We start from the raw sequence: 13398 nt of genomic DNA on the forward strand, positions 1-13398 counted from the left end.
GCCTCCTCCCAAAAGGCGGTTCGAGGCATAACAGGTTAGGATTGCCTGTCAATGACGGCCGATTGGCGCAGTGGTTGCATTGGCGGCATGGCTGAGGCAGGATTCGGCAGGGGCCCGATGAGCCGGAAAGGCATTGACGGCGATGAGCGATAATGAACTTGAAGACGGATTGACGGCTGCTACGGCGCGGTTCGACCGGGCCATGGCGCGACTGGATCAGAGCGTCAAAAATCTTGGCACGCGGATGCGCCAGCATAACCGCATCGAGGTCGATACCCAAAGGCTGGTGCAGGAGCGCGCGCGGCTAGCGACCGAACTTGACAAGGCTTCGGCGCGGGCCAAGCGGCTCGACGACAGTGCCCATGACGTGTCGCGGCGCCTGGTCGAGGCGATGGAAACGGTCCGGCACGTGCTGGCCAAGGCGGAGTAGACCGGTGCCTGAAGTCAATGTCGAGATCAATGGCCGTAAATACCGCATGGCCTGTGAAGAGGGCCAGCAAAAACACCTGATCGGGCTGGCCGAGCGCTTCAACAGCCAGGTCGAGGCGCTCAAGGGCGCAGTCGGGGAAATCGGCGACAATCGCCTGACGGTCATGGCCGGCATAGCGGTCGTCGACGAGTTGGCCGAGGCCGAACGCAAGATCAAGGCGCTCGAGACCGAAGTGGTCGTGCTGACGCGGGCCGGGCAGGAAGTTGCCGCCGAATATGAGGCCTTGGAACACAAATTTGCGTCCAAGCTCGGCGATGCCGCGCGGGCGCTTGAAGGGGCGGCTGTTGCGCTCGACGAAACGGCGCCGCTGCCGCAGGGCTAGCGCATCCGGCTCTGCATATTGTCGGCCACCGCCTGTTCCAGATCCATCTGTTCGAGCATTTCACGCACCACGCTGTCGTCCAGCTCCATGGCATCGCGTGCTGCGATCAGCCGGTTACGGCGGGCGGCGAGCATGGTCTGGCTGAGCGTCAGCATTTTGGCGCGGTCGAGATTGCGGTCGGTGCCGGCGAGCTTCTGGTTGCCAGGCATGCGACGGCGCATCATCTCGCCAAGCCGCCGGTCGTCCTCTGAATCATTGTCGCGCAGATAATCGTCCACCGCACTATTGGCAGCCTCCAGCGACAGTGAGCGGGCCAGATTGCGCTGCTGCTGCTCGTGCTCGGCATCGCGCGGATCGGACACGTCGAGCTTCTTGATCAGCCAGGGCAGGGTGAGACCTTGCAGCAGCAGCGTGCCGATGGTGACCAGAAAGGCCAGTGCCAATATGGCGTCGCGCCAGGGGAATTCCTCGCCACTGGCGGTCAGTAGCGGAATACCGGCCGCAGCGGCCAAGGTGACCACGCCGCGCATGCCATTCCAGGACAGAACCAAGTTTTCCTTCCAACTGAACGGCGCGAGCAATTCGAAGCGGCGGCCGCGTGGCGCCTTGACGTGTTGGAGCCGTTTTTCGATGCCGCGATGCCGCAGCCGGCCCAGCACGGCGGTGCCGTAGATCCAGGCGAAGCGCACCACAATGGTGGCCAGCAGGATCAGCCCGGCAATAGCCAGCAGCTCGGGCAATTCGAAGCCGGCACCCTGGGCGTCGTCAATCACGAAGCGCAATTGCAGGCCGATATAGGCAAAGACGAAGGTCTCGAGCAGGGTATCGATGGTGCGCCAGAACTGGCGCTCCTGCATGCGCTCGGCATAGCTGACCGCCGCCGCGTTGTGACCCAGCGAGAACCCGGCAGCGACCACGGCGATAACGCCGGAAGCATGCAATTCTTCGGCCAGCAAATAGGCGGCGAACGGGGTGAGTACGGAAACCACGGTGGCAAGCGAGGGATTGCTCAGCCGGACGCGGAAGGATTGCACGGCCCAGCCCAAAGCCACGCCGACAATGATGGCGACGATGGCCGAATAGATGAAATAGAGCGTCAGATTGTCGATAAAGGCGGGTGTGCCGGCGACCGTTGCAACGGCGGCAGCGAAGAGGGTCAGCGCGGCCGCGTCATTGATCAGGCTTTCGCCCTTGAGCACCGTCATTAATCCCGAGGGCAAGCCTGCCTTGCGGCCAATGGTAATGGCGGTGACCGCGTCGGGCGGCGCGATCACGGCGGCCAGCACCAGGGCGACCGGAAAGGTCATGCCGGGAATGGCGAAGCTGGCAACGCCCGCCACGGCAAAGGTCGTCGCCACGACGAGGAACACGCCCAGATTGACGATCGAGCCGAGCCGCTTGATGAAGCTGAAAAACGAAAAGTCGGCCGCTGCCGAAAACAGCATGGGCGGCAGCACCAGGCCCAGAATGATCTCCGGTTCCAGTTCCAGCCGCGGCATGCCCGGAATGAACGATGCGGCCAGCCCCACCATGGCCACTAGCAGTGGCGGCTGGATATCGCGCCGCTCGGCAAAGACCGTGACCGCTATGGCGGCGATGATGACGATGAGAATCTGAGCGATCATGTACGGGGCCCGGCAACAGCGCGTGAATAGTGGGGGCGCCTGCGCCGGGCGGCAAGGGGAGGGGACGTAAAATCACCAACCTTGGCAAAGTTTGCCAGTTGCACTATTTTTGAGGTGGAAGGAGACCTGTTATGGCCACGATGAATGTTTCGCTGCCCGACGCGATGAAGGAATGGGTCGAGGCCCAGGTCGAGACGGGGCGCTACGGCAATTCCAGCGATTATGTGCGCGATCTGGTCCGGCGAGATCAGGAGCGAACCGAGGCACGAGCAAAATTGCAGCAAATGGTCGATAGCGCTCTTGCCAGTGGTCTAGTCGAAATGAGCCGGGATGAGTTGCTGGCGCGAATGCGCAAAAAGGCGGCTGCGGCTGTCGGCCAGAAGAAAAGCGCCTAGTTCGTGGCGTGGATACTAACGGCCGACTCGATTGCCGACATCGATCACATTGCCGCGGAGGGCGCCAAGCAGTTCGGATTTGCTCAATCTGAGGTGTATGAACTTCAATTGGTTGATATGTTCGACATGCTGGCCGCCAATCCTTACATGGCAGTGGAGCGGCACAGCGCAGCGGGATCTATCAGGCTGATGCCCGTCGGTGCGCACAACATATTGTACGTCGTCGACGCCGATGATGTGATCATCCTACGCGTGCTGCATGGTCTGCAGAACTGGTTTGAACAGCTTTAGCAGGTTCCCCCCTTTGCAGCCGGCCGCTGAAGCGCCTATATCTCTGGTGCTGCCCGGTGCGTGTGGATAACAATATCCCCGGGGCCTTAACGATCTCATGGGAGCTGTCCCTGACTGAGCCCCTGGGCTTAGATATACGGCGCCCACCTACGTAAAGTAGGTTCCCGGGATCGCATATCCCACGGCCAGGGTGGCACCTAGTTTTGTTTCGAGCGGCGCGCATGGCTGACGATTACATCGAAGACGCCAAGGCGGGGTTGCGCGACAAGGCGCGCTCCGCCCGCGCTGCCGTTTCCGCCGATATCCGCGCCGAGGCCGCCGCAACCGCGGCCAAAGCATTTTTTGACAATTTCGCGCTCGATGCCGATTGGATCGTGGCCGGCTATTGGCCGATCCGCGACGAGTTCGATTGCCGGCCAATCCTGGTGCGCTTGATGGATTCTGGCCAGCCCGTCTGCCTGCCGGTGACCGAAGGCGATCAGCCGCTGACCATGCGCCTCTGGCAGGATGGCGAAGCGCTTTATCCGTCCGGCTTCGGCACGCTGGCGCCGATCGAAACGGCGCCGGTGGTGGAGCCCGATATCATGCTGATCCCGCTTTTGGGCTTTGACAGCACGGGCACACGGCTGGGATATGGCAAGGGCCATTACGACAGGACTATCGTGCGCATGACCAAGAAACCGCAATTGATCGGGCTCGCCTTTGCCGCGCAGGAGTTCCCCCAACTCCCGCGCGAAGCGCATGACATTCCGCTCGATGCCATCATCACCGAAACAGGCCTTCGCCGCTTTGGCGCCAGCCAATGAAGTTTCTGTTTCTGGGCGATGTGATGGGCCGGTCCGGCCGCGACGCGATCAATGAACGCCTGCCGGGCATTATCGAACGCTATGGCTTTGATTTCGTCGTGGTCAATGGCGAGAATGCCAGCCATGGCAAGGGCCTGACCGAGGCCCATTTCAATGCCATCCGCAATGCCGGGGCCGATGTGGTCACCCTGGGCGATCATGCCTTCGATCAGCGCGAGACGATTTCCTATATCGAGCGCGAGACGACGCTGATCCGTCCCATCAACATGCCGCCCGGCACGCCGGGGCGCGGGGCGATGTTCGTCGAGGGCCGCAATGGCCATCGCGTACTGGTGATCAATGCTTTGGGCCGCGTCTTCATGGGGCCGGCCGACGATCCGTTCCGGGCGGTGGAAGCCGCCGTCGCCGCCTGCCCGCTGGGCGAGCAGGCTGATGCGATCATCGTGGATTTTCATACCGAGGCGACCTCGGAAATCCAGGCCATGGGGCAGTTTCTCGATGGCAAGGTGAGCCTCGTCGTCGGCACCCATACCCATATCCCCACGGCCGACCAGCGCGTGCTGCGCGGCGGTACGGCGCTGATGGCGGATGCGGGCATGTGCGGGGATTTCGATTCCATCATCGGCAGTGAAACCGATGAACCGCTCAATCGCTTCCTCACCGGTATTCCCAATGGCCGCTTCACTCCGGCCGAAGGGGAGGCAACGCTGTGCGGTGTCGCGGTTGAGACGGATCCGCGCACGGGCCTTGCTCGCAGGGTGCTGCCGCTGCGCCTAGGCGGCACGCTGGCCCAGGCGGAGCCCGACTTCGGCTAGCGCTTTATTTTTGGGCGGCCTGCCCCTATAAGCGGGCCAAATTCAAAGTTCCGACTGTTCCGAGGGTTTCGAATGGCAGGCCATTCCCACGCCAAAAACATCATGCACCGCAAAGGCAAGTCCGACGCGGTGCGCTCCAAGATTTTCTCCAAGCTGGCGCGCGAAATCACCGTCGCCGCCAAGATGGGCATGCCCGACCCGGCCTTCAATTCGCGTCTGCGTCTGGCGGTGACCAATGCCCGTTCCCAGTCCATGCCCAAGGACAATATCGACCGCGCCATCAAGAAGGCGATCGGCAGCGATGGCGAGAATTATGATGAAATCCGCTATGAGGGCTATGGCCCTGGTGGCGTCGCCATCATCGTCGAAGCGCTGACCGACAACCGCAATCGCACCGCCTCCAATGTCCGCTCCTATTTCTCCAAGAATGGCGGCGCGATGGGGGAAACCAATTCGGTCGGCTTCATGTTCGACAAGATTGGCGAAATCACCTATCCGGCCAAGGTCGGCTCTGAAGACAAGGTGATGGAAGCGGCCATCGAAGCGGGCGCGGACGACGTCGAGAGCGACGAGGAAAACCACTATATCTACACCTCGTTCGAGGCGATGGTGGAAGTTGCCGCCGCACTGGAAAAGGTGCTGGGCGAGGCCGAATCGGTCAAGGCCATCTGGGAGCCGCAGACCAAGACCCCGATCGACGCCGAAAAGGGCGCGACGCTAATGAAGCTGATCGCGACGCTCGAAGAAGACGATGACGTGCAGAACGTCTATTCGAATTTCGAGATGAGCGAAGAGGACATGGCCAAGCTCGAAGGCTGAGGCTGGTTCGAGCTGGAAATTTTGAGGGCGGCGCTGCGGCGTCGCCCTTTTTTATGCGATTTTGAGGTCGAGCACCGGATAATCGCTGGCATGGGCGATGGTCACGCGATTGCGGCCAGTCTGCTTGGCGCCATAGAGACGCTGGTCCGCGATATGGAACAGCTCGGAAAAGCTGGTGGGCTGGTCGAACACGGCGCCGCCGACACTGACCGAAAGCGAGCGTGGCCGGCCGTGCGGCTGGAACACGGCCAGGTTGATCGAGCGGCGGATGCGTTCGGCGATCACTTCGGCGTCGCGCATATCGGCGCCCGGCAGATAGACGCCGAATTCCTCGCCACCCATGCGGCCCACGAGATCCCCACTGCGCAGCACGGCGCGGATCGAGCGAGCGATGATGGTCAGCGCTTCGTCGCCGGCATCGTGACCGAACAGGTCATTGATTGCCTTGAAATTGTCGGCGTCGATCATCAGCAGCGCGCCGCTCGGGTGTTTCTGGCTTTTAGCCAATTGGGCCGCGACCTTGGCGGTGAAGGCGCCGCGATTGAGGCAGTCGGTCAGGCTGTCGGTGCGGGCGACCTTGCCCAGGCGCCTATTGGTGGTGGCCAGGTCCCGCAATTTGAGGCTGACATAGCAGAACAGCGGCAAGCCAAGGATGACCGGCAGCACCGTGGCGCTGATGAGCGAGCGGTGCAAGGCGCGCGTGCCCAGATCATCGAAGAACAGCGCGTTGAACACCACCGACACCACGACACAAGCCAGAGTCCCAAAAAGGGTCGAGCGGGCCACGCCCGACCAGCTTTGCAATGCAGTCAAGGTCTTGGAAGGAAGCATGAAAAACTCGCTGCTGAGAAAAATCGGATGCCGGGAAATGTCGTTCAGGTGTACAATGAGTGTTCCATGGTCAGGCGGCCTGCATGATAGCGACGCGGTCGCGTCCGGTATTCTTGGCTTCGTAAAGCCGCTGGTCGGCGAGGCGATAAAGATCGGTGAAGCGGGTGCGGTTGACATAGGCGGCGCCGCCTATGCTGACCGAAAGCGGGCAGGGCGCCTCGCCCGGGGCAAAGGCGATGGCATTGACGGCCTGCCGGATGCGCTCGGCCGCCGTGTCGGCAGCGTCGAGATTGGCACCCGCCAGAAAGATCCCGAATTCTTCGCCGCCTAGCCGCCCCACCAGATCATGCCGTCCCACGGCGCCGCGGATGGCCCCGGCCATTAGCCGCAGGGCCTCGTCGCCATTGTGATGGCCATACGTATCATTGACGCGCTTGAAATCATCCGCATCCACGATGAGCAAAGCCCCGCCTTCTCCGGGGCGCTGGTTGCGCCGGTCGAGATAGGTGGCGACCTTGCCGGTAAAGGCCCCGCGATTGAGGCACCCGGTCAGCCAGTCCACAGTGGCCATATGGGCGAGTTGCTCATTGGCGAAGCGCAATTGCTCATGCTTGAGCACAAGAAAAAACGTCATCGGGCCGCCCAGCACGATGGGCATGATCACCGAGACAGCCAGCCCCTGCACATTCACGCCGTTCGAAAGGACTTCCATGAAGAGGTTGGTCAGAATGATCGAAATGACGATTGAAACGGCAACGATCCCTCCGGTCACACGATAGACATGAGCCCAGGCCCGCTTGGGGAGGCTCCGGTGGAGTCCGGTCATCTGTTTCGTCCTTGCATTCCCAAGCGTGAGACTAGGAGGCGCTGTTGAACATGGTCTTGTGAGCTTAGCTGCAATTTTATCTTTCCCCGGTTTTCCACCGGGTTTTGTTGCCGCTTTGTTCACATTCGGCTTGGTAAGTTGGGCCGGCCACACTAAGGATGAAGCCATGAATGCGAGCGTACGAATCATTGGCATTGATCCGGGCCTGCGCCGCTGCGGCTGGGGCGTGATTGAAACGCAGGGCAATCGGCTGAGCTTTGTGGCAGCCGGCACGCTGACGCCGCCCACCGATGGCGCGCTGGCCGACCGGCTTGCGGTATTGTTCGCGGGACTTGGCGAAGTGCTGGACAAGTTCACGCCAGACGAGGCTGCCGTCGAAGAAACCTTCGTCAATCAGGGCGCGCGTTCGGCGCTGATCCTGGGGCAGGCGCGGGGCATCGCCTTGGTGACTCCGGCGGCCCGTGGCGTGCCGGTAGCCGAATATGCGGCCAATCTGGTGAAAAAGTCCGTCGTGGGCACCGGCCACGCGGAAAAGGGGCAGGTGGAGCTGATGGTGCGAACCCTAATGCCGGCGGCGCAATTTAAAGGCGCCGACGCTGCCGACGCCCTGGCGATTGCCATCTGCCATGCCCATCACCGGGTATCGCAGCAGCGGCTGAGGGCTTTGGCATGATCGGTAAGCTCAAGGGCTTGGTCGACAGCATTGGCGACGATTTCGCGCTGATCGATGTCGGCGGGGTCTGCTATGAGACCTTTTGCTCCAGCCGCACGCTGCAGGCCTTGCCGCGCGTGGGCGAAGCCACTGTCGTGTTCATCGAAACCATCGTGCGCGAGGACATGATCCGGCTTTATGGCTTTTCCAGCGAAACCGAAAAGGCCTGGTTCAACCTGCTGATGACGGTGCAGGGCGTGGGCGCCCGCGTCGCGCTGGGCATTTTGTCGGCCCTGTCGCCGTCGGAAATTTCAAGCGCTATTGCCCTGCAAGACAAGGCGATGATCGGCCGCGCCAATGGCGTGGGGCCAAAGCTGGCCGTGCGCCTCGTCACCGAACTCAAGGGCAAGGTGCCCACCGGGCCGGGGATCGATGCCGGCACGTTGGGCCTCCAAACCGCGCTCGGTGAAGGCCGCGCCGCCGGCACTGTGGCCGATGCCGTTTCCGCCCTGGTCAATCTGGGCTATTCCAGCGCCCAGGCCTCGGCCGCTTTGGCCCGCATCGTGGCGCGCGAAGGCGACGACACGCCAACCGAGAAGCTGATCCGCCTGGGCCTGCGGGAGTTGAGCAGTTGATTCCTTGCGAATAGCGCCATTCCTTACTATGTTAAAAAGTAAGGAATTTGGAGGCGGACATGAATGAACACCCGAAAATTTCGGCCCGGTCCAAAATGACCAGCAAGGGGCAGACCACTGTTCCCAAGGAAGTCCGCTCGCTCCTTAAGTTGAAGGAGGGCACCTTGATGGAGTGGATCGTCAACGAACAGGATGGGACGGCGATCGTAAAGCCCAAGACATTGCGCGCAGTCGACCTGGCCGGATTTTTGGGCAAGCCGCCTAACGGCCGTCACGTCACGGTCGAGGACATGGACGACGCTATCGCCGAAGCTGTCACCGAGCGGTTCAGGCGGGCAACGAGAGAATGATTGGTGTCGATACCAATATTCTGGCCCGGCTGTTTGTCGATGACGACGATCGGCAGCGGGAGCTTGCCAACCGGTTTTTTGCCGATCGGACGCCATCCGATCCCGCCTTTGTCAGTCTCGTGGTCATCGCGGAATTGGCGTGGCTGCTCAGGCGAACCTACGATTACCCGCACCAGGCAATTCTGGAAGCGGTCATGGCGCTGCTCGACAGCGCAGATTTTGCTGTCGAAGCGCGGGACATTGTTCTCGCCGCCGTCGATACTGCCGGCGCTCATCGCTTCGGATTGGCAGATGTGCTCATTGCCGAGATCGCGTCACGGGCCGGTTGTGCCGCCACCATGACATTCGACAAAACGGCGGCTAAACGCATACCGGGAATGGAATTGCTCGCGTGACCGATCTGACTTCCCCAGCCGCCGGGCGCGATGATCCCCTCGATGTGTCGCTGCGCCCCTCCGGTTTTTCCGAGTTTGTCGGGCAGGCGGCGGCGCGGGCCAATCTTGAAGTGTTCATTCAGGCCGCCAAGCAGCGCGGGGCGGCGCTCGATCACGTGCTGTTCGTAGGGCCGCCGGGCCTGGGTAAGACGACGCTGGCGCAGATCATTTCGCGTGAGTTGGGTGTCGGCTTCCGCGCCACGTCAGGCCCGGTTATCGCCAAGGCGGGCGATCTGGCGGCGCTGCTGACCAATCTTGAAGACCGCGATGTGCTGTTCATCGATGAAATCCATCGACTCAATCCGTCCATCGAGGAAATCCTGTATCCGGCGATGGAGGATTTCCAGCTCGATCTGATCATCGGTGAGGGCCCCGCCGCCCGCTCGGTGCGGATTGATCTGGCCAAATTCACGCTGGTCGGCGCCACCACCCGTGCGGGCCTGCTCACCACGCCTTTGCGCGACCGCTTCGGCATTCCGGTGCGGCTCAATTTCTATACACCCGAGGAATTGGTGCAGATCGTGACGCGTGGGGCGCGGCTGCTCGGCATGCCCATGGCGGCCGATGGCGCCCTGGAAATTGCCCGCCGCTCGCGCGGCACGCCGCGTATCGCGGGGCGCCTGTTGCGGCGGGTCACCGATTTTGCGCTGGTGGATGGCGCCGCCGAAATCGATCGCAAGCTGGCCGACAAGGCTCTGTTGCGGCTCGATGTGGATGCGCGCGGGCTCGATCAGCTCGACCGGCGCTATCTCACCACCATTGCCGATTTCTACAATGGCGGCCCGGTGGGCGTCGAAACCATTTCGGCCGCGCTCAGCGAGCCGCGCGACGCGATCGAAGAAATCGTCGAGCCTTATCTCATCCAGCAAGGCTTCATCCAGCGCACGCCGCGGGGCCGCATGCTCACCGGGTTGGCCTTCCAGCATATGGGCCGGGCCGTGCCGCAGGGTTTCGTCGGCATGCAGGCGAGCCTGTTCGAGGAGCCGGAGGCGTGAGCCGCAGGCCAATGCTCACTTGACCCTGCACGTCACGCGTTATGCGCCCGAATTGCCCCCATGGCCCAGAGATCTGCCATTGCGCATCGCCGTGCTGACCGATCTGCATGCTTGCCTGCCCTGGACGGGCCCAGCGCAGTTCAGCGCCTTCTGTCGCCAAACCAATGGCTTGGGCGCCGATATCATCCTGCTACTGGGCGATTACGTCACGGGGCCGCGGTTTTCCCGCCCCATGGATGCGAGCGGGTGGGCGGCCCAGTTGGGCATGCTGTCAGCACCGCTGGGCGTGCACGCCATTCTGGGCAATCACGATTATGACGGCTATCGCCGCGCCGATCTGGCGCATGGGCCGATCGAGGCCGAACGGGCGCTGATTGCCGCCGGCATCCCGGTCTATCAATCGCGCCGTCCGGCTGGATCATGCCGGGCGCGGCTTCTGGCTGGCGGGGTTGGGCGACCAATTCGCCTTCGCGCCCAAGCGGGACCGGCGCTTTGCGCGCAGCGACGGCATTGCCGACCTGGATGGCACCCTGGCGCAGATCTCCACTGCCGATCCGGTCCTGCTGATGGCCCATGAACCCGATATCTTTCCCGATGTCCCCGGCCGGGTCGCGCTGACCTTGTCCGGCCATACTCATGGCGGGCAGGTCAAGCTGTTTGGCAAGACGCCGGTGGTTCCTTCGCGCTATGGCAGCCGCTATGTCTATGGCCATATCGTGGAGGAGGATCGTCACTTGATCGTGTCTTCGGGCCTGGGCTATTCCGGCTGGCCGATCCGCCTGGGCACAAAATCCGAGATCGTGGTCATCGATCTGGGCGGGGATAGATCAATTTGACCCAGCATCGTTTTCCCATCCGCATCTATTACGAGGACACCGATTTTTCGGGCAATGTCTATCATGCGGCGTATCTCAAATTCTTCGAGCGCGGTCGCACCGAATTCTTGCGCGATGCCGACATTCATCATTCCGAACTCGCGGCGCAGGGCATTGCCTTTGCCGTGCGCTCAATGGACATCCAGTTCGATGGCGCCGCCCATATCGATGATCTATTGACGGTGACGACCGAAATCGGCGCGATTACTGGTGCACGATTGACACTCACCCAGGCAATTTTACGTGATCAGACCGTGCTGACCCGCGCCAATGTGGTTGTCGTCGCCATCAAAACCGCGGGCGGCGCGGCTCGCTTGCCGCGCGAACTCGTCGCCCGCTTCGCCGCTAAGGCCTAGCGGGGCTGGCGATAAAGGCCACGCTGACTCTCTTTGTTAACTACTCCTTGACCATAATTGCGGCAAAGGGACACTGATCCCGTTCGCCGCGCTGCAAAGCCCGGCAAATGGGGCATTTCTCTTAATTTTGACAGATTTCGACCCCATCGCCTGTGGCCTGTGGGTCGGGCATGTAGACCGGGCCGAAAAGGATCACTTCATGGAAGCCATGGATGCTGTTGGAGCTGTTGCTCCACACGCCGACTTGTCCATCTGGGGACTGTTCTGGGCGGCCGACTGGATCGTCAAGGCGGTCATGCTCGGGCTGCTGGGTGCCTCGATCTGGTGCTGGGCCATCATCGTGGACAAGACCATCACCTATCGCCGCACCCAGGCCGAGATGAACCGCTTCGAGCGCGTGTTCTGGTCGGGTCAGTCGCTGGAAGAGCTCTATCAGCAGCAATCGGAGAAGGCGACCGGCGGCTTGGGCGCGGTCTTTGTTGCAGCAATGAAGGAATGGAAGCGCAGCCACGAGCAGAATGCGGCCTCCTTCGTGGGCATGCAGCAACGCCTCGATAAGGTGCTCGATGTGGCCATTGCCCGCGAGAGCGAGACGCTGGAAAAGCGCCTGGGATTCCTGGCAACAGTCGGCTCAGCCGGTCCGTTCATTGGCCTGTTCGGTACGGTCTGGGGCATTATGAATGCCTTTACCGCCATTGCCGCCTCGTCCAACACCAATCTGGCCGTGGTGGCCGGGCCGATCGCCGAAGCGCTGTTCGCCACCGCCATTGGTCTGGTTGCCGCTATTCCGGCCGTTATCGCCTACAACAAGCTCTCCGCCGATGCCGGCAAGATGATCGGCCGGCTGGAAGGCTTTGCCGACGAATTCTCGACCATTCTCAGCCGTCAGCTCGAAGCACGGAGCCGCTGATATGGGCATGGGTGTAGCATCTGGCGGTGGAGGCGGGGGCGGACGCCGCCGCCGTCGCGGCCGCAAGGCGATTATGAGCGAGATCAACATCACGCCGATGGTCGACGTGATGCTGGTGCTGCTTATCATTTTCATGGTGGCGGCCCCGATGATGACATCGGGCGTGCCGATCGACCTGCCCAAGACGGCGGCCGCCGAACTCTCCAGCCAGACCCAGCCGATCACCGTTGCGGTGACGCCGGAAGGCACCATCTATGTGGGTGACGACGTTGTGGCGGAGGCAGATCTGATCAACACGGTGACGGCTTTGGCGACCAATGGCACGGAAGACCGCATCTTTCTGCGCGGCGATACCACGGCCAATTACGGCTCGGTGATGCGGGTCATGGGGATGCTGTCAGCCGCCGGTTTCACCAAGATCGGCCTTATCACCCAGCAGCAGGATCAATAGGCCAGCCCCATGCGCACCGGCCTCATCGTTTCGATCGTCGCACATGTCACGGTTCTGACCATCGGCCTCATCAATCTGGGCCTGGCGGAGCCGATGACCACGGTCGAAAACGCCATTGCGGTCGATCTGGTGCCGGTCAGCGATTTCAACAATATCCGCATGGGCTCGCTCGACAGCGAAGTGGTCGATACCCAGACCCCCGCCATCGCCGAATCCGACCAGCCGGCCGAGCTGGCCCAGCCCACCGGCAATACCGAGCGCGATCAGGAAACCCCATCGCCGGCCGATACGCCAACGCCCATGCCGGTGACCAATAGCGCCCCCGCGCCCGAATCCGCCCCACCACCGCCGGAGCCCGAACCCGAGCCGGAGCCGACCCCGCCTCCACCGGCGGCACAGCCTGAACCGGCGCCGGAACCCGAACCCGCTCCCACCCCGCCAACGCCCGCAACCCGGCCGCAGCCTGCGCCGGAGCCAACGCCCGCACCTGCGCCGGAACCAACGCCGGCTCCCGAGCCAG

The 13398-nt window shown here is 62.2% G+C and carries 19 protein-coding genes, 1 other RNA gene and 2 pseudogenes; 19 read left to right on the forward strand and 3 right to left on the reverse strand.

Annotated features, from left to right (window positions below):
- Positions 1-142: 142 nt before the first annotated feature.
- On the forward strand, positions 143-430 hold the full coding sequence (locus tag ACI3KW_RS14205) for a DUF4164 family protein (protein WP_052153400.1): 288 nt from the start codon (positions 143-145) through the stop codon (positions 428-430).
- Positions 431-434: 4 nt separating this feature from the next.
- Entirely contained in the window at positions 435-812 is a 378-nt protein-coding gene (locus tag ACI3KW_RS14210; protein ID WP_262171760.1) for a cell division protein ZapA, read from the forward strand.
- Here ACI3KW_RS14210 and ACI3KW_RS14215 read toward each other — a convergent pair.
- Positions 809-2437 (reverse strand): Na+/H+ antiporter, encoded by a 1629-nt coding sequence (locus ACI3KW_RS14215; RefSeq protein ID WP_404848614.1) that lies wholly within the window; start codon positions 2435-2437, stop codon positions 809-811. The two genes, ACI3KW_RS14210 and ACI3KW_RS14215, sit on opposite strands and share 4 nt — an antisense overlap.
- A gap of 131 nt (positions 2438-2568) precedes the next feature.
- On the opposite strand from ACI3KW_RS14215, the gene ACI3KW_RS14220 reads away from it, so the two are divergent.
- From ACI3KW_RS14220 to ACI3KW_RS14245, 6 genes are all read left to right on the forward strand, one after another.
- Complete coding sequence (locus tag ACI3KW_RS14220) at positions 2569-2832, forward strand: type II toxin-antitoxin system ParD family antitoxin (protein ID WP_404848615.1); 264 nt, start codon at positions 2569-2571, stop codon at positions 2830-2832.
- A gap of 3 nt (positions 2833-2835) precedes the next feature.
- Entirely contained in the window at positions 2836-3123 is a 288-nt protein-coding gene (locus ACI3KW_RS14225) for a type II toxin-antitoxin system RelE/ParE family toxin (protein WP_404848616.1), read from the forward strand.
- A 43-nt stretch (positions 3124-3166) separates the two neighbouring features.
- Positions 3167-3324: non-coding RNA, 6S RNA (gene ssrS / locus ACI3KW_RS14230), on the forward strand.
- A gap of 20 nt (positions 3325-3344) precedes the next feature.
- The gene (locus ACI3KW_RS14235) at positions 3345-3929 is read left to right on the forward strand and encodes a 5-formyltetrahydrofolate cyclo-ligase (protein ID WP_404848617.1); all 585 of its coding nucleotides are present in this window, start codon (positions 3345-3347) and stop codon (positions 3927-3929) included.
- Positions 3926-4744, forward strand: coding sequence for a TIGR00282 family metallophosphoesterase (locus ACI3KW_RS14240; protein ID WP_404848618.1), 819 nt, complete (start codon positions 3926-3928; stop codon positions 4742-4744). The genes ACI3KW_RS14235 and ACI3KW_RS14240 overlap by 4 nt, the downstream gene beginning before the upstream one ends.
- A 72-nt stretch (positions 4745-4816) precedes the next feature.
- Positions 4817-5563, forward strand: coding sequence for a YebC/PmpR family DNA-binding transcriptional regulator (locus tag ACI3KW_RS14245; RefSeq protein WP_113120074.1), 747 nt, complete (start codon positions 4817-4819; stop codon positions 5561-5563).
- 51 nt (positions 5564-5614) lie between these two features.
- Here the strand turns inward: ACI3KW_RS14245 and ACI3KW_RS14250 are convergent, their stop codons facing one another.
- Together ACI3KW_RS14250 and ACI3KW_RS14255 are read right to left on the reverse strand one after the other, a co-directional pair.
- Complete coding sequence (locus tag ACI3KW_RS14250) at positions 5615-6394, reverse strand: GGDEF domain-containing protein (protein ID WP_404848619.1); 780 nt, start codon at positions 6392-6394, stop codon at positions 5615-5617.
- Positions 6395-6464: 70 nt separating this feature from the next.
- Positions 6465-7220, reverse strand: a complete 756-nt coding sequence (locus ACI3KW_RS14255; protein WP_404848620.1) for a GGDEF domain-containing protein — start codon at positions 7218-7220, stop codon at positions 6465-6467.
- 166 nt (positions 7221-7386) lie between these two features.
- Here ACI3KW_RS14255 and ruvC point away from each other — a divergent pair, with 166 nt between their 5' ends.
- The 11 genes and pseudogenes from ruvC to ACI3KW_RS14310 all read left to right on the forward strand — a co-directional run.
- Entirely contained in the window at positions 7387-7893 is a 507-nt protein-coding gene (ruvC, locus tag ACI3KW_RS14260; protein WP_404848621.1) for a crossover junction endodeoxyribonuclease RuvC, read from the forward strand.
- Complete coding sequence (gene ruvA, locus ACI3KW_RS14265; protein ID WP_404848622.1) at positions 7890-8507, forward strand: Holliday junction branch migration protein RuvA; 618 nt, start codon at positions 7890-7892, stop codon at positions 8505-8507. Before ruvC ends, ruvA begins: the two co-directional genes overlap by 4 nt.
- A 59-nt stretch (positions 8508-8566) precedes the next feature.
- The gene (locus ACI3KW_RS14270) at positions 8567-8857 is read left to right on the forward strand and encodes an AbrB/MazE/SpoVT family DNA-binding domain-containing protein (protein ID WP_404848623.1); all 291 of its coding nucleotides are present in this window, start codon (positions 8567-8569) and stop codon (positions 8855-8857) included.
- Positions 8854-9252, forward strand: a complete 399-nt coding sequence (locus tag ACI3KW_RS14275) for a PIN domain-containing protein (RefSeq protein WP_404848624.1) — start codon at positions 8854-8856, stop codon at positions 9250-9252. Before ACI3KW_RS14270 ends, ACI3KW_RS14275 begins: the two co-directional genes overlap by 4 nt.
- A complete protein-coding gene (ruvB, locus tag ACI3KW_RS14280; RefSeq protein WP_404848625.1) occupies positions 9249-10286 on the forward strand; it encodes a Holliday junction branch migration DNA helicase RuvB in 1038 nt (345 codons plus the stop codon). Before ACI3KW_RS14275 ends, ruvB begins: the two co-directional genes overlap by 4 nt.
- A 91-nt stretch (positions 10287-10377) precedes the next feature.
- A pseudogene (locus ACI3KW_RS14285) lies at positions 10378-10551 on the forward strand (metallophosphoesterase); the annotation flags it as partial.
- Positions 10552-10660: 109 nt separating this feature from the next.
- Positions 10661-11122: a metallophosphoesterase gene (locus tag ACI3KW_RS14290; RefSeq protein ID WP_404848630.1), complete on the forward strand. Its 462-nt coding sequence runs from the start codon at positions 10661-10663 to the stop codon at positions 11120-11122.
- On the forward strand, positions 11119-11517 hold the full coding sequence (gene ybgC, locus ACI3KW_RS14295) for a tol-pal system-associated acyl-CoA thioesterase (RefSeq protein WP_404848626.1): 399 nt from the start codon (positions 11119-11121) through the stop codon (positions 11515-11517). Before ACI3KW_RS14290 ends, ybgC begins: the two co-directional genes overlap by 4 nt.
- A 208-nt stretch (positions 11518-11725) precedes the next feature.
- A complete protein-coding gene (gene tolQ, locus ACI3KW_RS14300) occupies positions 11726-12427 on the forward strand; it encodes a protein TolQ (protein ID WP_035100132.1) in 702 nt (233 codons plus the stop codon).
- A gap of 1 nt (position 12428) precedes the next feature.
- Positions 12429-12878, forward strand: a complete 450-nt coding sequence (gene tolR / locus ACI3KW_RS14305; RefSeq protein ID WP_113120083.1) for a protein TolR — start codon at positions 12429-12431, stop codon at positions 12876-12878.
- 9 nt (positions 12879-12887) lie between these two features.
- A pseudogene (locus ACI3KW_RS14310) lies at positions 12888-13398 on the forward strand (hypothetical protein); the annotation flags it as partial.

Source organism: Devosia sp. ZW T5_3, assembly GCF_044987315.1.
GTDB lineage: Bacteria > Pseudomonadota > Alphaproteobacteria > Rhizobiales > Devosiaceae > Devosia.

Coding starts and splice junctions, on each gene's coding strand:
- ACI3KW_RS14205 (WP_052153400.1), top strand. CDS start 143: ATGAGCGATAATGAACTTGAAGACGGATTGACGGCTGCTACGGCGCGG.
- ACI3KW_RS14215 (WP_404848614.1), bottom strand. CDS start 2,437: ATGATCGCTCAGATTCTCATCGTCATCATCGCCGCCATAGCGGTCACG.
- ACI3KW_RS14220 (WP_404848615.1), top strand. CDS start 2,569: ATGGCCACGATGAATGTTTCGCTGCCCGACGCGATGAAGGAATGGGTC.
- ACI3KW_RS14235 (WP_404848617.1), top strand. CDS start 3,345: ATGGCTGACGATTACATCGAAGACGCCAAGGCGGGGTTGCGCGACAAG.
- ACI3KW_RS14240 (WP_404848618.1), top strand. CDS start 3,926: ATGAAGTTTCTGTTTCTGGGCGATGTGATGGGCCGGTCCGGCCGCGAC.
- ACI3KW_RS14245 (WP_113120074.1), top strand. CDS start 4,817: ATGGCAGGCCATTCCCACGCCAAAAACATCATGCACCGCAAAGGCAAG.
- ACI3KW_RS14250 (WP_404848619.1), bottom strand. CDS start 6,394: ATGCTTCCTTCCAAGACCTTGACTGCATTGCAAAGCTGGTCGGGCGTG.
- ACI3KW_RS14255 (WP_404848620.1), bottom strand. CDS start 7,220: ATGACCGGACTCCACCGGAGCCTCCCCAAGCGGGCCTGGGCTCATGTC.
- ruvC (WP_404848621.1), top strand. CDS start 7,387: ATGAATGCGAGCGTACGAATCATTGGCATTGATCCGGGCCTGCGCCGC.
- ruvA (WP_404848622.1), top strand. CDS start 7,890: ATGATCGGTAAGCTCAAGGGCTTGGTCGACAGCATTGGCGACGATTTC.
- ACI3KW_RS14270 (WP_404848623.1), top strand. CDS start 8,567: ATGAATGAACACCCGAAAATTTCGGCCCGGTCCAAAATGACCAGCAAG.
- ACI3KW_RS14275 (WP_404848624.1), top strand. CDS start 8,854: ATGATTGGTGTCGATACCAATATTCTGGCCCGGCTGTTTGTCGATGAC.
- tolQ (WP_035100132.1), top strand. CDS start 11,726: ATGGATGCTGTTGGAGCTGTTGCTCCACACGCCGACTTGTCCATCTGG.
- tolR (WP_113120083.1), top strand. CDS start 12,429: ATGGGCATGGGTGTAGCATCTGGCGGTGGAGGCGGGGGCGGACGCCGC.